A 16,906-nucleotide genomic window follows, 5' to 3' on the forward strand; every position below is an offset into this window, starting at 1 on the left:
GGCTATCGCCCCCTCAACGGGCGGCCTGGCCGGAAGCGTAGCCCGGCCGCGGGATCAGACTCATCAATCCCCGGGTGAAGCCGCCATCGACCGTGATCTCCTCGCCGTTGACGTAGCCCGCTCGGTCGCTCGCCAGGAAAAGGACGGTGTCGGCGATATCGTCGGGCTGTCCGATCCGCCCTTGCGGCACCGCCGCCTCGCGCTGCCGCTTCAGCTCCGGATCGGCGTAGAAGCCGCGGCTCATCGGAGTCAGTATCAGTCCGGGGCTGACGACGTTGCTGCGGATGCCCTGTGGGGCCCATTCGAGTGCGATCTGCCGCGACAGCATCACGACGCCGGCCTTGCTGATGCTGTAGGCACCGCTGAACGCCTGGGCATGCGTCGCTGCGACCGAGGCGATATGAACCATGGCGCCGCCGCCATTCGCACGCATCTGCCGCGCAAAGGTCTGCGCGCAGAGGAAATAGCCGGTCAGGTTGACTGACAACACGGCATTCCACTCGGCCAGGGCCAGCGTTTCCAGTGCGCCGGGGCGCAGCAATGCGGCATTGTTGACCAGCACCCGGCAAGGGCCGAATTGCGCCATGCAGGCCTCTGCCGCAGACTCGATGCTCGCAGGGGCCGAGACGTCGCACGAGAAGACGGCTGCCTCCGCTCCGATCTGCCGGATGGCGGAAAGGGTTTCCTCGGCTGCTACAGTTGAGCGGTCCAGCATGGCGATGCGGGCGCCGGCCCTGGCGAGGCCGAGCGCGATCGCGCGGCCGAGCCCGCCGCCCGCGCCGGTGACCACGCAGGCTGCGCCCTGCAAGCCGGGCATGCCCGCAGCGTCGTCGCTCATCGTCTTTGCTTTGTTCATGGTTCGCGGCCGGCGAGGTGGCAGCCCGCCAGATAGCCGAAGGTCATGATCGGTCCGAGCGTTATGCCGGCGCCGGGATAGCTGCCGCCCATCATGCTCGCCCGATCGTTGCCGACCGCGTAGAGGCCGTCGATCAGCTGCCCATCGGCTGCCAGCACGCGGCCGACGACGTCGGTCGTCAGCCCATCGAAGGTGCCGAGATCGCCCATGACGATCCGCAGCGCGTAGAACGGAGCCTTGCGGATCGGCGCCACATTGGGATTGGGTTTGTGATCGGGATTGCCGAGAAATCGGTTGAAGGCACTGCGCCCGCGCCCGAATTCCGGATCTTCGCCCCGTTCGGCGTCACGATTGTAGCGCGCGACCGTGGTTTCAAGTCCTCTCGGATCCAGGCCAGCCGCCCCGGCGAGGTCCGCCAGCGTCGCGCCCCGCCTGAGATAGCCGTTGCGGACATAGAGGCCGATCGGAACCGGCGCCGGCTTGGCGAAGCCGAGCCCGTATTTGCGGATCGTGGCGTGATCGCAGATCAGCCAGGCTTCGGTGGCATCGCCTTGCGCGCCATCGGCGATCATGGCGGCGCCGACGTCGTGATAGGATTCGGACTCGTTGGTGAAGCGGCGTCCGGCCCGGTTCACGGCGATGACGCCGGGCTTGTAGCGGTCGACGAGATGCGGGAAGACGCCAGTGCGGCCGCCGCCGAGCGGTACTTCCGAGACAGGCATCCAGGCGGCGGCATTGGGATAGCGCAATTCGCAGCGGGCGCCGGCCGACTCCGCCAGCCGAATGCCGTCGCCGGTATTGGCGGTCGGCGTTGGCGAGACATGCCGGCCGCCGCGGGCGACATGTGGGTAGGCCGCCGCCATGCGTGCCTCATCATGGGGAAAGCCGCCGCAGGCGAGTACGACGGCGCGTTTCGCCCGGATCTCGCGGATGCCGTCTTCGGCCTCGAAGCGCGCGCCCACGACGCGGCCGCTCTCGACGATGAGGTCTTTTGCCGGCATCCCCGTCAGGATCGGGATGCCGAGATCGAAGGCTGATCTGGCCAGCCGTGCGGCCAGGGCGTTGCCGCTGGTGACCTGGACGCCGCGCCGATAGAGCACAAGGTCCTTGATATGCGATGCGAGCCGGCGCGCGACATAGAGAGCCGAGTTGAATGAACGCGTCGCCCGGAAGAAATGCTTCAGGTCCTCGTTGGAGGAGTTGAACATCATGCCGATGAACGTGATCGTCTCCAGCGGCGGGCGCAGCCGCGCGAGCTCCTTGCCGAGGTGGCGCGCATCGTAGGGAGCCGCGGTCAGCGAGCGGCCCTTCGCCACGCCGCCCGGCACGTCGGGATGGTAGTCGGGATAGTTGGACAGGAGAAAGCGGACTTCGGTCTCGCGCTCGAAGAAGTCGACCATGCGGGGAGCGATGTCGAGGAAGGTTTCGACCACGTCCCCGGCGTAGAAGTTTCCGGTCTCCTGCCGCAGATAGCCGAGCGCCGCCTCGCGCGAATCCGGAAGGCCAGCCTTCGCGGCGTGAACGCTGCCGGGAATCCAGAGGACACCGCCCGAATAGGCCATGGTGCCGCCGAAGAACCGGTCCTTTTCCGCGACGATGACGTTAAGGCCGTGCTTGCGGGCCGTGATTGCCGTGGAGAGCCCGCCGGCGCCGGAACCTATCACGAGCACCTCGCAATCGGCTGATGGCTCGGCCATGGCTTCCTCCTTCCGACGGGGCTCAGCTCGTTCGCTCTCCGCTTGCAGACGGGGCGGCGGGCAGGACGTTTCGCCCTGTCCCCGCGGGAACTTGTCTTGGCAGGGTAAGGCGGCGCTGCGTCGAGGCAATGGACGGAGGGCGTAATAATTTGTACTTTTCCCGGGGAGCAAGATGCGCAGTGAGGCGTAATGGCGGTCGCACCGGTCGAACGTTACAGCCTGTATGGCGAGCCTATCAGGCATGTGGAACCGCGCTTCATCCATGTCGAACCGATCCGGGAACGCAGCGGCTATCACCAATGGCAAATAGCGCCTCACGCCCATCGTGCGCTGCATCAGCTGCTGCTCGTCTCGGAGGGCGGGGGGAAGGATGGACAGCGAGAGTGAGAGCTTCGGCATCGAGGCGCCGGCGCTGCTCGTCATCCCCGCCGAGACCGTTCACGGCTTCGCATTCGAGCCGGGCACTGATGGCTGGGTGATGTCGATCGCGCGCACCGCCTTGCCGGCCTCTGCGAGCGGCGACGGCTTGGTTTCGGCGTTGCTCGACCGATCGCGCTGCGCCGGGCCGATCGACGGGGAGGCCGCACGCCAGATCGGACTGTGCTTCCTGTCGCTGTCGAGCGAGCTCGCCTGGGACGGGGCCGGCCGCAGCCTCGCGATCGAGGGCGATGTGCTGAAGCTTCTGGCTTCATTTTCCCGCGCGGCACTGGCAACCGATACGGCGGTGGCATCCTTGTCCGACGCCGACTCCTCGCTCCTGGCCCGCTTCCGGGCGCTCGTCGAGGCTCATTTTGCCGACCGTCTCACGGTCGCTGCCTATGCCCGGAGGCTCGGCGTTTCCGAAGATCGTTTGCTCGCGGTCTGCCGGAAGCGTTTCGACGCGCCTCCCATTCAGATCATCCATCAGCGCATCATGGTCGAGGCCCAACGCTGGCTGCTCTATACCTCGACCCCGATCGGCGCCATCGCAGAGGCGCTCGGCTTTCGGGATGCCGGGTATTTCTCACGTTTCTTTACGAAGCGGCTGGGCCTAAGTCCGCGCCGATTTCGGGCGTGACGATGGAGACAGTCGCCCTGCCTGCTGACTTGGAGCCGCGGCTGGGCGAATAGCGCCGCTTCCGGCGAGGCGATCCGCTGCGAGATCGCGGGCTGGGTGGTGCCGAGCTTCTCCGGGGCGGCACGCAAGCTGCCGAGCGCGGCTGCCCAGAAGAAGGTTTCGATATTGCGCAGGTCGATCATCGCGCGATGATGCCGATGACCCGACCGAGAACCAACAGAAAACGCGCCGGGGACGCGCGGGCAGCGATACGGCTTAACGAGGCAACTCGCCACGGCGCGACGCTGCAAGGACATCGGCGATGCGCTCATCGGCCAGGCCGTAATCCGCCCTGGCAGCCTCGGCAGAGATGTAGCCCAGCGCGAGGTCTCGCTCGACGCTGCGCTGGCCCCTTTCGCCGGGTGCGCCGTAACCCGCCCCGCCGGGGAAGGCCATCACGACCTTGCGGCCATGTGGCACGAACTGCTTGCCCTTGCCCTTCATCGGCGTGCCGTCGTCGAGCGCGATCGTGGTCGGGGCGCCAGCGCCGCCGCCGCGCCGGCCGCGGGCGGGATGGTGGACACGGTCGAACATCGCCTGGATGTCGAACTCGTAACCCTCCCAGGCGCCCACCTCCATGTGTTGGCCGAGGCCGCCGCGATGGCGGCCGTTGCCGCCGGAATTGGGCCGAAGTTCCTTGCGCCAGACGATGACCGGGCCGACCTGCTCGGTCGCCTCGACCGGCATCGTCATCACGCCTGAGGGGAAGGCGGTCGCGTTCATGCCGTCGAGCGTTGGGCGCGCGCCCGAGCCGCCGGAGTTGAAGGTCAGCACCTCGGCGCGGATGGCTTCGGCCGGCACCGGCGCGTCGCTGCGCGGCCGGAGCGAGACCTGGAAGTTGCAGAGGCTGCCCGCTCCTTCGGCAGGGGCGACACCCGGGAGGATCTTGTCGAGCGCATCGTAGATCGTGTCGGGCACCATGTGACCGATGATGTGACGCAGCGCGACCGGGGCCGGCCAGAGCGCATTCACGATGGTATTCTCAGGCGCGACGATCCGGAATGGCTCCAGCGAGGCGGCGTTGTTGGGAATTTCCGGCGCGATCGCGCATTTCAGCGCGTAGCAGGTATAGGCCTTGGTATAGACCAGCGGCACGTTGATGCCGTTCTTGTCGAGACCGGAGGTGCCGGCCCAGTCGCAGAGCACGCCGTCCGACTCGATCGAGATCCTGACATGCAGGTCGATCGGCCGGCTGTAGCCGTCGATCCGCATATGCCCTTCGGCCTGCGCCCGCGGCAGCGCCGCGATCTTGTCCAGCGTCGCCTGCCGTGAGTTCGTCAGGATGAAGTCCGAGATGCCGGCGAGATCGGCGAGCCGGAATTCGGTCATCATGTCGATCAGGCGGCGGTGGCCGATCTCGTTGCAGGTCGCCAGCGCATAGACGTCCCCGACGAGCTGGTCGGGCTCGCGGACATTGCCGCGGATGATTGCGACCAGCGTCTCGTTGACCGTGCCGCGGTCGACGATCTTCATGATCGGGATATGGAGCCCTTCCTCGTAGACCGAGTTGGCGTCGGCGCCGAAGCCGCGCCCGCCAATGTCGACGATATGGGCGGTGCAGGCGAAGAAGCCGACGAGCCGCCCGCCATGGAAGGAGGGGCTGACGACGGTGATGTCGTGCAGGTGGCCGGTGCCCTCCCATGGATTGTTGGTGATGTAGACGTCGCCCTCGGCGATGTTCTCGCGTCCGATGCGGCGGATGAAATGCGCGACGGCGTCGGCCATGGCGTTGACATGGCCCGGCGTGCCCGTCACCGCCTGCGCCAGCATCTCGCCCTTCTCGTTGTATACGCCGGCGGAAAGGTCGCCAGCCTCGCGCACCGAGGTCGAGAAGGAGGTGCGAATCAGCGCCTGCGCCTGTTCCTCGACGACCGAGATCAGGCGGTTCCACATCACCTGATAGGCGACTTGCGAGATATCAGACATGGGCAGCCTCCTTGCGGGCCGCCGCGCGCGCGGCGCGGGCGACGCATCCTGCTGGTGGATGTCGATGCAACCGTCGTTCAGCGTCACGGCCATCCGGCTCGACGGCACGATGATGGTGGTCTCGTCCTCGGTGATCACGCCGGGCCCGCTGAGCTTGCAGCCGGCCGGCAGCGCGGCGCGGCTGTAGACCTCGGCCTCGACGCGCCGGCCAAGGCCGGCGTCGAAGACGGAGCGGCTGCCCTCGGCGGGCGCCTCGCTCGTCCCTGATAGGGGTTCGACCGGCACGGTCGCGGCTTGCGGCGTATGGGCGTTGACGGACCAGACGGTGATCTCGGCTTCGAGTCCCTTCACCGTGCGGCCGAACAGATTGGCATACTCATGCTCGAAGCGTTGCAGGATGACGGCCGGGTCGGCCCTGCGCGCCTCCTCGGGCGTCAGGATGACCGGGATCTCCCAGCCCTGGCCGGCATAGCGCATATAGACCTTGTACTCGGTGAGGATCTCGCCATCCCAGCCGCAGGAGCGCACGACACGCGTCGCCTCGTCTTCCATCTCATCGAAGAGCTGCGAGACCCTCTGCGCGTCGAAGCGCGCCAGCCGCATGAACAGGGTCCGATTGGCCTCAAAGCTGAACGGCGCCCGCAGGAAGCCGATGGCCGAGCCGACGCCGGCTCCCGGCGGGACCAGGCAGCGGGCGATGCCGAGCTTCTCGCAGAGCCGGCCGGCATGCAGCGGCGCCGCCCCGCCGAAGGCGATCATCGTATAATCGGACAGATCCTCGCCATTCTCCACAGCGTGGACGCGCGCCGCATTGGCCATGTTCTCGTCGACGACCTCGGCGACGCCCCAGGCGCTTTCCAGGGCATCCATGCCGAGCCTGTCGCCGATCTCGTGCTTCAGAGCGCCCGCCGATTCATCCGCGAAGAGCGGGATCGTGCCCGCCGCGAAGTTGTGCGGATCGATCTTGCCGAGGATGACGTCGGCGTCGGTGACCGCCGGGCGCTTTCCGCCGCGGCCATAGCAGGCCGGGCCGGGTTCCGAGCCAGCGCTCTCGGGCCCGACGCGGATCTGGTTCATCGAGTCGACATGGGCAAGGCTGCCGCCGCCGGCGCCGATCTCCACCATGTCGATCACCGGGATCGAGATCGGCATGCCCGAGCCCTTCTTGAAGCGGTAGGTCCTGGCGACCTCGAAGACGCGCGCGGTCTTCGGCGTGTAGTTCTTGATCAGGCAGATCTTCGCGGTGGTGCCACCCATGTCGAAGGAAAGCACCTTCTTCAGCCCGTGACGCGCAGCGATGTCGGCCGCGAAGACCGCACCGCCCGCCGGGCCGGATTCGACGAGGCGCACCGGAAACTCCGAGGCGCTCTCCAGCGAGATGATGCCGCCGCCCGAATGCATCAGGAAGATCGGGCAGGAGGCGCCCTCGGCGGCGAGTCGCCCCTTCAGCCGGACGAGATAACTCTTCATCAGCGGCTTGATGTAGGCGTTGGCGATCGTCGTGTTGAAGCGCTCGTATTCGCGCATCTGCGGCGAGACCTCCGACGACAGCGAGATCATCACGCCGGGCAGCCGTTCCGCCAGCACGTCGTGGATCATCCGCTCATGCGCGTCGTTGACATAGGAGTGAAGCAGGCCGACCGCGACGCTTTCGTAGCCGGCTTCGCGCAGCTCGTCGGCGAGGGCCTCGACCTCGCCCCGCTCCAGCGGGATCAGCACCTGGCCGCGCGCATCCATCCGCTCCCGCACGGTGTAGCGACGGTTTCGCGGCAGCAGCGGCTCCGGCAGTGTCAGGTTGAGGTCGTATTGCTCGAAGCGGCTCTCCGTGCGCATCTCGATGACGTCGCGGAAGCCCTCGGTGGTGATCAGGGCGGTCTTGGCGCCGCGCCGCTCGATCAGCGCGTTGGTAGCCAGGGTCGTGCCGTGGATGATCTGCCCGACCGTCGAGACGGCGACGCCGGCCTTCGCACAGACCCGGTGCATCCCCTCGATGATGGCATCCTCGGGGGCGCCGTAGGTCGTCAGAACCTTGGCCGAGAACCGCTGCCCCGCCTGTTCGAGCACGACATCCGTGAAAGTTCCCCCGATATCGACGCCCAAGCGGGTCCCGAGAGTGGACATGGCCGTTTCGCCTCCATTGCCTGACCCGGGGAGGATAGGAAGGGCGCTCAATGCCGTCGAATTATTATTCCGAATATAACTTGATACAGAATATTTATCGCCAGCAGCCTGCGAATGGCACAGGCGTCAATGATGGCGGGCGGCGCGATCGCTAGCGAGCTCGGCCGAACGCCTGAGCAGGAAGCTCGCAGGCGTATGGGCGAAGGAAGCCGTGAAGACGAGGGCGCTCGGCTTCCAGTGATAGGGGATCTCGACCAGTTCGCCGGCGGCCAGCGGCTTCTCCACGACCGTCCGAGGCAGCGGCGCGATTCCGAGGCCGTCGATTGTCATCTGCAGGCAGGCCGACAGGCTGCTCGATGGCACGATCCGCATCGGCTTTTCCCAGAGCTCGCGGAAATGCGCGGAGAGCTCGACGAAATGGCGGGTATTGCGCGCATGGGTCAGGATCGTGTGCGCAGCCAGCGTCGCAATGTCGGAGCCGGCGAGCGCAAGCCGCGGCGAGGCCACCCAGAGATAGGGCACCGAGCCGAGATCGACATTGGTGATGTTGAAGTTCGAGATCGGGCCGTTCAGCAGGCACAGGTCGAGCGCCCGCGAAACCAGCTCCTCGCGCAGGTTGATGGTCAGATCGACCCTGAGCTCGACATCGACATTGGGGAAGACCTGCCGCAGATCGAGCATGTAGTCCCGCAGCCAGGTCTGGGCGATGAGCTCCGCCACGCCGAGCCGAAGGATGCCGATCTGCTGATCGGAGCGGATCGATTGCTGCGAGAACTCCTCCGACGCGACGAGGACCCTTTCGGCATGTCCGAGCAGCGAGTGCCCGATGGGCGTGAGCGCGACGGAACCCGAGTCGCGATGAAACAGCCTGACGCCCAGCACAGCCTCCAGCTGCGATATACGCACCGAGATGTTGGGCTGGGTCGTGTTGAGGCGCTCCGCCGTGGCCCGGAAGCTGCCGAGCTTGGCCACCCAGACGAAGCTCTCAAGCTGTTTCAGTGTCCAGTTCGGCATCGCATCTCCACAGGGCCTTGCACACAATAAAGAAAATCAATCGCGAGAACAGAAAAATTCAATTGGATGTTATCGCGGGAACACGGTGGAGTAGCGTCGCCGGCTATCGAGCCCATGCTTGCATGCCGCGTTCGCGAACCCGTGCGGCCCTTCAGTCCGCGCCGAGGCAAAAATGAGGGAACGATGAACCGCAGAGCCCTGATTGCGTCCGCTGCCCTTGCGATGAGTGTCGGCCTAACCGCGCCGGCCCTGGCCCAGACGAGCTGGACGATGGCCTCCGGCTATCCGGAGAGCAGCTTCTTCACGCAGAACATCCGGCAGATGATCAAGGAGATCGAGGAGAAGAGCGGCGGCAAGCTCAAGATCGACCTGCGTTCCAGCGACAGCCTGATCAAGCTCGATGCGGTCAAGCGCGCCGTCCAGTCCGGCCAGATCCAGATCGGCGAGATCAGGCTCGGCGTCTATGGCAACGAAGCGGCCATGTACAATCTCGACAACATTCCCGGTGTCGCGACGACCTATGATCAGGCCACCAGGCTGACGGAGGCCCAGGCCCCGTTCTTCGACGCCATGTTCAAGAAGAACGGCATGCGGGCGATCACCTATGTCGCCTGGCCGGGCCAGGGCTTCTACACCAAGCAGCCCCTCAAGGGGCTCGCCGACCTCAAGAGCCAGAAGCTGCGCATCTATTCGAAGCAGACGCAGATCATGGGCGAGAAGCTCGGCATGGAAGCGCTGATCCTGCCATTCGCCGAGGTGCCCCAGGCGTTCTCGACCGGCATGATCCAGTCGCTCTGGACCAGCGCGCAGACCGGAACCGACGTCCAGATCTGGGATTACGTCAAGCACTTCACCTATACCGGCACCATGCACAACAAGAACGCGATCATCGTCAACGAGCGCGCTTTCCGCCAGCTCGATGCGGCGACGCAGAAGGTCGTGACCGAGGCCGGCGAGGCCGCGACCAAGCGCGGCTGGGAGCTCTCCAAGAAGGCGAGCGAGGAGCGCGAGAACGTTCTCAAGAGCCATGGCGTGACGATCGCGCAGGCGCCGAAGGACGTGCTGGACGCGATCGAGGCCGCCGGCAAGGGGATGGTCGCCGACTGGCTGACCTCCGCGACCGCCGAGGAGAAAGCCGTCTACGAGAGCTATCGGAAGAGCCTGAACTAAGCCGCTGGCAACGACGCCGACTTCCACGAAACCATGGCCAGCGGGGTAACCGGTGATACGGGGGGGTCTCGACAAGTTCTACGAGGCATGCGGCTACCTGGCCGCTGCCTTCATGGTCGGCATCGCCGTCGCGATCGCCGCGCAGATCACCGCACGCATGCGGGGGGTGACGCTCGACGCCACCGAGGCGGCGGGCCTCTGCCTGGCCGCATCGACCTTCTTCGGTCTGGCGCACACCTTCAGGCGCGGCGCGCATGTGCGGATCAGCCTGATCGTCGACCGGTTCCCGGCCCGGTTCCGGCACGGCGTCGAGATATTCAACTGCCTGCTCGGCGCGGTGGTCGTGTCGTATCTCGCCTGGCATGTCGGCGGGCTGGCACTGCAGTCCTATGAATTCAACGACATCAGTCCGGGCCTGCTCGCCATGCCGTTCTGGATTCCGCAGACCGGCGTGGCTATCGGCGTGGCCGCCTTCGCGATCGCGCTCATCGATGAACTCGTCTGGCTGCTGAGCGGCGGCCGGCCGCGCTACGAGGCGCCCGACGAAGTCGGCCTCGATCGGCCAGTGGCATAGGGGCCTGTGATGGATCCGATCGTCGTCGCCTCGCTGATCCTGGCCGGCTCGCTGCTGTTCCTGCTGGCCAGCGGTGTCTGGGTCGCCTTGTCCCTCCTCACCGTCGGCATGGTGATGATGGGGCTCTTCACCACCGCGCCGATGGGCTCGCTGATCGCCTCGACCCTCTGGGATTCGAGCTGGGGCTGGGCGCTGACTTCGCTGCCGCTCTTCATCTGGATGGGTGAGATCCTGTTCCGCTCGAAATTGTCATCCGACATGTTCCAGGGCCTGGCACCCTGGGTGTCGTGGTTGCCCGGCCGTTTGCTGCATGTGAACGTGCTCGGCTGCGGCATCATGGCGGCGGTCGCCGGCTCCTCGGCGGTGACCTGCGCCACGATCGGGCGGATCAGCGTGCCGGAGCTGGAGAAGCGGGGCTACCCGCTCAACATGACCATCGGCACGCTGGCCGGCTCCGGCACGCTCGGCCTGCTGATCCCGCCCTCGATCATCATGATCGTCTATGGCGTGACCGCCGAGGTCTCGATCGCCCGGCTGTTCATCGCCGGCGTCCTGCCCGGCTTGCTCCTGATGGCACTGTTCATGGGCTACACGGCGATCTGGAGCCTGCTCAACCCGCAGAAGATGCCACCGGCAGATCCGCCCGTGCCCTTCCTCGAGAAGCTCTACCTGTCGCGCCGGCTGATTCCGGTGGCGCTGCTGATCGCCTCGGTGGTCGGCTCGATCTATGGCGGCGTCGCGACGCCGACCGAGGCTGCGACCATCGGCGTGATCGGTGCGCTCATCCTCGCGGCGATCGGCGGCGGGCTCACTCGGGAGAGCTTCATGGACGGCCTGATGGCGGCCATGCGGACATCCTGCATGATCTCCTTCATCATCGCCTGCGCCGCTTGCCTGACCATTGCCGTCGCCTTCGTCGACATCCCGCGTTCGCTGGCGGGCTGGGTCGCCGCGATGCAGCTTTCGCCCTATGCGCTGCTGGCGGTGCTCGCCGTGTTCATGCTCATCCTGGGCTGCTTCCTCGAAGGCATCTCGATCATCGTGCTGACCTCCTCGGTGATGCTGCCGATGGTGCAGGCCGCCGGCATCGACCTGCTTTGGTTCGGCATCTTCGTGGTGGTCCTGATCGAGGCGGCGCAGATCACCCCGCCGGTCGGCTTCAACCTCTTCGTCCTGCAGAGCATCACCGGCAAGGACATCCTGGCGGTGACCAAGGCGGCGATTCCCTATTTCTTCGTGCTGATGCTGCTCCTCGTCCTGATCACGCTGTTCCCGCAGATCGTCACAGCCCTGCCGAAGATGATGACGGGATAGACAACGGCGCGGGGAACGTCCGGGACGAAGTCGGGATCGGGCGCTGGATGAAGCCGGTATCGACCGAGCCGCAAGCTGCCTCACCAATGCCGAGGCTTCGTCGCCGACCTCCGCCAGATCCGGCGGCTGTCTCAGGCGTCGTAGGACGCGAGAAGGCGTCGGGCGAGGTTTCACCGATCGCCCGTCCTTCACCGACAACGAGCTACGGCTGACCAGCAAGCTGACGGCTGGAGCGTTCGTAGACCGCGGCGCCCGTCTGCGCGTCAACGCCTTGGAGGCTGACCTCGTAACCCCAAAGTTTGTGGATATGGCGCAGCGTCGCATCACAACTGTCGCTATCCAACAAGATACCGTCATTGACCTTGTGCAGCAGGCGCAAATGCCGCTGGCCGAGCAGGTCGACATCCACGACCTGGATGTCCGAATGGCTCGCGCCGATGTCATATCTCTGGGCCAGGGCGGCGCGGATGTGCTCGTAGCCGCGCTCGTTGTGGATCGAGGCCACACCATAGAATGCTTCGTTTGCAGCATCGGTGAGCACGAACATCCGCCACTTCCGGATCAGGGCCGGGCTGAGAAACTGGCGGATGAAGGACTCGTCGCGATGGTTGGCCCAGGCGTCGAGCAGGATCGAGCGCCAGTCGCCGCTCCCCGCGATCTCGGGAAACCAGTCGCGATCCTCCGCGGTCGGCTCGGTCACGATGCGCCGAATGTCCTGCATCATGTCGAGGCCGAGCGCATAGGGGTTGATGCCGGAAAAGCGGGGATCGTCGAAGCCGGGCTGGAAGATGACGTTCGAATGGTTGCGCAGAATCTCCAGCATGGCGCCTTCGCCGATCCGGCCACGGTCGAACAGCGCGTTCATCACCGTGTAGTGCACGAAGGTCGCGCAGCCCTCGTTCATCACCTGCGTCTGCCGCTGGGGGTAGAAATACTGGGCGATGACCCGGACGATCCTCAGGATCTCGCGCTGCCAAGGGTCGAGGATCAGGCTGTTCTTCTCGAGGAAATAAAGCAGGTTCTCCTCTGGTAGATTGAGTGCTCTCTTTCGCTCGGCGATCGCGTCTTCGCCCTCTTCCGCCACCTTTTCGCAGTCCGCGGGGCGCGGGATCGTGCGCCAGAGATCATTGTAGGACCGCTCCTCGTATTCCAGCCGCTCGCGCATTCCCTCGCTCTGCTTGTCGGCAGAAAGCTTGGGCGGGCGGCGATAGCGGAACACGCCCTGTTCCATCAGGGCGTGGGCGGCGTCGAGGAGCGTCTCCACCGCCGCGACGCCGTGCCTTTCCTCGCAGCGGTTGATGAAGCCCTTGGCGAAATCCAGATAACCCAGGATCGCGCCGGCATCGGTCCATTGCCGGAACAGATAGTTGTTCTTGAAGAAATGGTTGTGCCCGAGGGCAGCATGCGCCGTGACCAGGGCCTGCAGCGCCATGGTGTTCTCCTCCATCAGGTAGATGATGCAGGGATCGGAATTGATGACGAGTTCATAGGCGAGGCCGCGGCCGGCCTTGCGGTAGAGCAGTTCCTGGTGGAGGAAGTGCTTGCCGAAGGACCAATGGCGATACATCAGCGGCATGCCGATGGATGAATAGGCGTCGAGCATCTGCTCTGAGGAGATCACTTCCATCTGTACCGGGTAGATATCGAGCCGCAGCTCCTCCTTTGCGACCGCCTCGATGACGTCGTAGGCATGCGACAAGGTCCCGAAGTTCCAGTCGGAGCCGGAGAACATGAGGTCGGAGCCGGGCGCGTGCCTGTGCATCGGTGCTCCTTCAGTTGCGCGGCCGCGCCGGCTGCCGAGTGAAGAGCCGGCGGAAGACCGGGTAGATGTCGGCGGCCTTGGCGATGCGGCTCATGTCGAAATTCGGCCATTTCTCCTTGACTGCGAGATAGGCGCGCCAGAGCGAGGTGCCGTTGTCCGTGGAGCCGAAGATCTCGCTCTCGCGTTCATCGATGATCTCGACATAGGCGAAATACTGACACTGGCGCATGATCGGCCCGTCCAGTAGGCCGAGGCAGCGCTCGGAGTCGGTAGCGAGATTGTCGCCGTCCGAAGCCTGGGCGGCGTAGATGTTCCACTCCCGGCTGGGGTAGCGCTGCGCGATGATGCTCTGCATCTTCTCGAGCGCCGTGGAAACGACGGTGCCGCCGCTCTGAGTGCTGTAGAAAAAGGTCTCCTCGTCCACTTCCTGCGCCGTGTGGGTATGACGGATGAAGACGATGTCGGTGCGGTCGTAGCGCCGTTTCAGGAACAGGTGCAGCAGGACGAAGAAGCGCTTGGCCAGATCCTTCTCGCGTTCGCCCATCGAGCCTGAGACGTCCATCAGGCAGAACATCACCGCGTTCGCGTTCGGCAGAGGCTGCGCGTCGAAGCGGTTGAAGCGGATATCGACCGGGTCGATGAAGGCGATCACCCGGCGCCGGCGCTCCAGCCGGTCGAGTTCGGCGCGCAAGGCTGTGACGTCAGCGCGAGCGGCGCCCGGCCCATCGGCTTCGATTCTGGCCAGTTCGCGCAGGATGGCCTCGATCTCCTCGCGCTTGGGACGCTGCAGGGCAATGCGGCGTCCCAGGCTGTTGCGCATGGTGCGCGCGACGCTGATGTTGGTCGGCGACCCGCTGGTCGAGAATCCGGCCCGCCGCGGCTTGAAGGCGAGGATTTCCTTGAGATTGAGCTTGACCATATCGGGAAGCTCGAGGTCCTCGAAAAACAGGTCGAGCACCTCTTCGCGCGAAAGCACGAAACGGAAATCGTCCTCGGAGAGCTGCAGGCCGGACGACGATCCCACTCCGCCGCCCTGGCCCGACTTCGGCATCCGGTCTCCCGGCGAAAAGTGCTTGTTTCCGGGCAGGACATGCTGGCGCCGGCCGCTGTCCCTGGCATCGCGGAAGCTCGGCTCGCTCGTGCCTTTCGCCGGTATCGAGACGGCATGCTCCCCGTCCGCATCGGCGATCTTGCCGGAGCGGATCTGCTCCTGGACGCTGCGCTTCAGCTCCGCCCGCACGCGGTGCAGGAAGCGCTGGCGATTGCCCAGGCTCTTGTCCTTCGGGTTCAAGCGGCGGTCGATGAAGATCGGCATGGCAGGCTCCTGCCGCGTTCAGCCTGCCTTGTTGACGCGCATGTACCAGTCGACCAGGCGCCGCACCTGACGCTCGGTATAGCCGCGCTCGACCATGCGCTGCACGAAGCCGTGATGGCGCTTCTCGGTCACGCTGTCCTGCTTCGAGCCGAAGCTGATCACCGGCAGCAGATCCTCGACCTGGCCGAACATCCGCTTCTCGATCACCTCGCGCAGCTTCTCATAGCTGGTCCAGGACGGGTTGCGGCCATTGTTCCTGGCCCGGGCGCGCAAGGTGAATTTCACCACCTCGTTGCGGAAGTCCTTGGGATTGGCGATGCCGGCCGGCTTCTCGATCTGCGACAATTCATTGTCGAGGACCTGCCGGTTGAGGAGCTGGCCGGTATCGGGGTCCTTGTAGTCCTGATCCTCGACCCAGGCGTCGGCATAGGCGATGTAGCGGTCGAACAGGTTCTGGCCGTATTCGCCATAGGATTCGAGATAGGCCTTCTGGATCTCGTGTCCGATGAACTCGGCATAGCGCGTCGCCAGCTCCGACTTGATGAAGTCGAGATAGGCCGCTTCCGTCTCCTTGGCGAACTGCTCGCGCTTGATCGCACCCTCCAGGATGTACATCAGGTGCACGGGGTCGGCGGCGAGTTCCTCGGTATCGTAGTTGAAGGTCTGCGAGAGGATCTTGAAGGCGAAGCGCGTGCTGACGCCGGTCATGCCCTCGTCGACACCGGCGGCGTCGCGATACTCCTGGATGGCCTTCGCCTTGGGCTCCACCTCCTTGAGGTTCTCGCCGTCGTAGACGCGCATCTTGGTATAGAGCGGCGAGTTCTCGAACTCGGCGAGCCGGGTGGAGACCGAGAAGCGGCTGAGGAGGTCGAGCACCTCGGGCGCGCAGGGGCTGCCGGCCAGCTCGCTCTCGCGGAGCAGCTTCTCGTAGATCTGCCGCTCTTCGGTGACGCGCAGGCAATAGGGCACCTTGACCACCAAGATGCGGTCGAGGAACGCCTCGTTGTTCCGGTTGTTCTTGAACTGGAGCCATTCTGACTCGTTGGAGTGAGCCAGGACGATGCCCTGATAGGGAAAGGCTCCGAAGTTCTCGGTGCCGTTGTAGCTGCCTTCCTGGGTCGCGGTCAGCAGCGGGTGCAGCACCTTGATTGGCGCCTTGAACATCTCGACGAATTCGAGCAGGCCCTGCGTCGTCCGGTTCAGTCCGCCGCTGTAGGAATAGGCATCCGGGTCCGACTGGCTGAAGTTCTCAAGCTGGCGGATATCGACCTTGCCGACGAGCGCGGAGACATCCTGGTTGTTCTCATCGCCCGGTTCGGTCTTCGCGATGCCGACTTGCCGCAAGCGCGAGGGCGTCAGCTTGACGACGCTGAACTTGGAGATGTCGCCCGCGAGTTCATCGAGCCGCTTTGCTGCCCATGGCGAGATGAGTCCGGTCAATCGCCGCCGCGCTATACCGTACTTCTCCTCGAAGAGATCGCCCATGCGATCGGGACGGAACAGGCCCAGAGGCGATTCGAAGACCGGGCTCATCTGGTTACCGATCTTGAGTGTGTAGAATGGACGCTCCTCCATCAGCTTCTTGAGCCGCTCGGCAAGCGAGGACTTGCCACCGCCGACGGGGCCGAGGAGGTAGAGGATCTGCTTGCGCTCTTCCAGACCCTGTGATGCGTAGCGAAAATAGCCGGCGATCCGCTCGATGGTGTCCTCCATGCCGAAGAAATCGGCGAAGGACGGGTATATCTTGACCGTGCGGTTGGAGAAGATCCGGCCGAGGCGCTCGTCTTGGCTCGTATCGAACAATCTGGGTGTACCGATTGCGTCGACCATCCGCTCGGCGGCGGCGGCGTACATGGATTTATCTTCACGACAAGCCAGCAGATATTCCTGCAGACTCATCTCTTCCTGCGAATAGCTACGATAATCCTCGGAGAACAGGCTGAATATCTCGCTGGCTTTCTCGATCATGGCAGCCATCCCGCGATAGTCGGAGCTGTCGACGACAGCCCCAAACACTCAACCGACGATGGTCCCGCAAGTTCCTACACGATGGCACTTTGG

General features: G+C 65.0%; 11 protein-coding genes and 1 pseudogene. 4 read left to right on the top strand and 8 right to left on the bottom strand.

Annotation, left to right across the window (positions count from 1 at the left end; translation table 11 throughout):
* Positions 1–13 precede the first annotated feature (13 nt).
* Complete coding sequence (locus QO058_RS28830; RefSeq protein ID WP_284169673.1) at positions 14–856, bottom strand: SDR family NAD(P)-dependent oxidoreductase; 843 nt, start codon at positions 854–856, stop codon at positions 14–16.
* Positions 853–2,553, bottom strand: coding sequence for an FAD-dependent oxidoreductase (locus QO058_RS28835; protein WP_284169674.1), 1,701 nt, complete (start codon positions 2,551–2,553; stop codon positions 853–855). The genes QO058_RS28830 and QO058_RS28835 overlap by 4 nt, the downstream gene beginning before the upstream one ends.
* Positions 2,554–3,031: 478 nt before the next feature.
* On the opposite strand from QO058_RS28835, the gene QO058_RS28840 reads away from it, so the two are divergent.
* A complete protein-coding gene (locus tag QO058_RS28840; RefSeq protein WP_284169675.1) occupies positions 3,032–3,610 on the top strand; it encodes a helix-turn-helix domain-containing protein in 579 nt (192 codons plus the stop codon).
* A gap of 50 nt (positions 3,611–3,660) precedes the next feature.
* Here the strand turns inward: QO058_RS28840 and QO058_RS28845 are convergent.
* The 3 genes and pseudogenes from QO058_RS28845 to QO058_RS28860 form a co-directional block, all read right to left on the bottom strand.
* A pseudogene (locus QO058_RS28845) lies at positions 3,661–3,792 on the bottom strand (helix-turn-helix domain-containing protein); the annotation flags it as partial.
* A 73-nt stretch (positions 3,793–3,865) separates the two neighbouring features.
* Positions 3,866–7,696 (bottom strand): hydantoinase B/oxoprolinase family protein, encoded by a 3,831-nt coding sequence (locus tag QO058_RS31275; protein WP_347975569.1) that lies wholly within the window; start codon positions 7,694–7,696, stop codon positions 3,866–3,868.
* A gap of 126 nt (positions 7,697–7,822) precedes the next feature.
* Positions 7,823–8,710 carry a LysR family transcriptional regulator gene (locus QO058_RS28860; protein WP_284169676.1) on the bottom strand — a complete coding sequence of 296 codons (888 nt, stop codon included), beginning with the start codon at positions 8,708–8,710 and terminating at the stop codon, positions 7,823–7,825.
* A gap of 183 nt (positions 8,711–8,893) precedes the next feature.
* On the opposite strand from QO058_RS28860, the gene QO058_RS28865 reads away from it, so the two are divergent.
* The 3 genes from QO058_RS28865 to QO058_RS28875 all read left to right on the top strand — a co-directional run bounded on the left by QO058_RS28865 (position 8,894) and on the right by QO058_RS28875 (position 11,768).
* Positions 8,894–9,880, top strand: coding sequence for a TRAP transporter substrate-binding protein (locus tag QO058_RS28865; RefSeq protein ID WP_284169677.1), 987 nt, complete (start codon positions 8,894–8,896; stop codon positions 9,878–9,880).
* A gap of 112 nt (positions 9,881–9,992) precedes the next feature.
* Positions 9,993–10,454 (top strand): TRAP transporter small permease, encoded by a 462-nt coding sequence (locus QO058_RS28870; RefSeq protein ID WP_284169678.1) that lies wholly within the window; start codon positions 9,993–9,995, stop codon positions 10,452–10,454.
* 9 nt (positions 10,455–10,463) lie between these two features.
* Positions 10,464–11,768, top strand: coding sequence for a TRAP transporter large permease (locus QO058_RS28875; protein WP_284169679.1), 1,305 nt, complete (start codon positions 10,464–10,466; stop codon positions 11,766–11,768).
* Positions 11,769–11,970: 202 nt separating this feature from the next.
* Here the strand turns inward: QO058_RS28875 and QO058_RS28880 are convergent, their stop codons facing one another.
* Genes QO058_RS28880 through QO058_RS28890 form a run of 3 tightly spaced genes read right to left on the bottom strand, consistent with a single transcriptional unit; the run spans position 11,971 to position 16,813 of the window.
* A complete protein-coding gene (locus QO058_RS28880) occupies positions 11,971–13,530 on the bottom strand; it encodes a SpoVR family protein (protein WP_284169680.1) in 1,560 nt (519 codons plus the stop codon).
* Positions 13,531–13,540: 10 nt separating this feature from the next.
* A complete protein-coding gene (locus tag QO058_RS28885; protein ID WP_284169681.1) occupies positions 13,541–14,845 on the bottom strand; it encodes a YeaH/YhbH family protein in 1,305 nt (434 codons plus the stop codon).
* Between the two features lie 18 nt (positions 14,846–14,863).
* A complete protein-coding gene (locus tag QO058_RS28890) occupies positions 14,864–16,813 on the bottom strand; it encodes a PrkA family serine protein kinase (protein WP_284169682.1) in 1,950 nt (649 codons plus the stop codon).
* Between the last annotated feature and the right edge of the window lie 93 nt (positions 16,814–16,906).

Source organism: Bosea vestrisii (genome assembly GCF_030144325.1).
Taxonomy (GTDB): domain Bacteria; phylum Pseudomonadota; class Alphaproteobacteria; order Rhizobiales; family Beijerinckiaceae; genus Allobosea; species Allobosea vestrisii_A.

Bases quoted from the DNA above. Each gene is read 5' to 3' on its own strand.
- QO058_RS28830 (WP_284169673.1), bottom strand. From the start codon at position 856: ATGAACAAAGCAAAGACGATGAGCGACGACGCTGCGGGCATGCCCGGC.
- QO058_RS28835 (WP_284169674.1), bottom strand. From the start codon at position 2,553: ATGGCCGAGCCATCAGCCGATTGCGAGGTGCTCGTGATAGGTTCCGGC.
- QO058_RS28840 (WP_284169675.1), top strand. From the start codon at position 3,032: ATGTCGATCGCGCGCACCGCCTTGCCGGCCTCTGCGAGCGGCGACGGC.
- QO058_RS31275 (WP_347975569.1), bottom strand. From the start codon at position 7,696: ATGTCCACTCTCGGGACCCGCTTGGGCGTCGATATCGGGGGAACTTTC.
- QO058_RS28860 (WP_284169676.1), bottom strand. From the start codon at position 8,710: ATGCCGAACTGGACACTGAAACAGCTTGAGAGCTTCGTCTGGGTGGCC.
- QO058_RS28865 (WP_284169677.1), top strand. From the start codon at position 8,894: ATGAACCGCAGAGCCCTGATTGCGTCCGCTGCCCTTGCGATGAGTGTC.
- QO058_RS28870 (WP_284169678.1), top strand. From the start codon at position 9,993: ATGGTCGGCATCGCCGTCGCGATCGCCGCGCAGATCACCGCACGCATG.
- QO058_RS28875 (WP_284169679.1), top strand. From the start codon at position 10,464: ATGGATCCGATCGTCGTCGCCTCGCTGATCCTGGCCGGCTCGCTGCTG.
- QO058_RS28880 (WP_284169680.1), bottom strand. From the start codon at position 13,530: ATGCACAGGCACGCGCCCGGCTCCGACCTCATGTTCTCCGGCTCCGAC.
- QO058_RS28885 (WP_284169681.1), bottom strand. From the start codon at position 14,845: ATGCCGATCTTCATCGACCGCCGCTTGAACCCGAAGGACAAGAGCCTG.
- QO058_RS28890 (WP_284169682.1), bottom strand. From the start codon at position 16,813: ATGATCGAGAAAGCCAGCGAGATATTCAGCCTGTTCTCCGAGGATTAT.